Origin of the sequence: Pseudonocardia halophobica (assembly GCF_027922425.1) — a bacterium.
GTDB classification, from domain to species: domain Bacteria; phylum Actinomycetota; class Actinomycetes; order Mycobacteriales; family Pseudonocardiaceae; genus Pseudonocardia; species Pseudonocardia halophobica.
This window is the reverse complement of the sequence record NZ_BSFQ01000247.1, coordinates 1-599: the sequence shown is the minus strand read 5'-3', so window position 1 is coordinate 599 and position 599 is coordinate 1. Positions and strand designations below refer to the sequence as shown.

General features: G+C 60.6%; 1 protein-coding gene. It reads right to left on the bottom strand.

The window, feature by feature from the left end; translation table 11 throughout:
• Positions 1 to 486, bottom strand: a 486-nt coding sequence (locus tag PKE99_RS39345) for a DODA-type extradiol aromatic ring-opening family dioxygenase (RefSeq protein ID WP_498371926.1), incomplete at its 3' end; no start/stop codon positions are given.
• Between the last annotated feature and the right edge of the window lie 113 nt (positions 487 to 599).

Here is a 599-nt window from a genome sequence, read left to right as displayed (position 1 = left end):
CTGGCCCAGTCTGCGTGAGCTTTCAAAGCTATGGACGGTGCACATGGCCGCGACCGACACCACCTTCAGGCCTGCATCGGCATTCATGTAACGCATCGGAACCAGCGTGCCATATTCCAGGTCCAGACTGTCGACCTGATGGCTGAGCGTATAGACCTCGTTTGCGCGGGCGGTTTCGGCGATCAGTTCGCCAAGTGCCGCGTTGCCCTCGTAATCATAAGGCATGTCCTTGATGAATTGCGGGAATTCATGGCTGGTGAAGATGCCCTTGAAGCGGTGATTGGCGTTGATGTGATGGGCCGCATTGACCAGCCAATGCGTGTCCAGCACCACGAACGTATCCGCTCCGGCCTCCCGCGCGCGGCGCCCGATCTCGCGGTGACCGTCAATGGCGGCCTGACGGCAACCCTTGAGCGGCCCTTCCTGCTCCGACATCAGCATGGTCGGCACATGTGTGACCTTGGCGGCCAGAACGAGTTTTCCCATCTGTTCCTCCGGGGAAGTTGCGCGTTTCCCGTAGTTCAGAATTCCTTGCGCAGCGCGGTGAGACCGGCGCGCAAGGTGCCGACATCCGATCCAACGGCGAGGAACTCGACCCC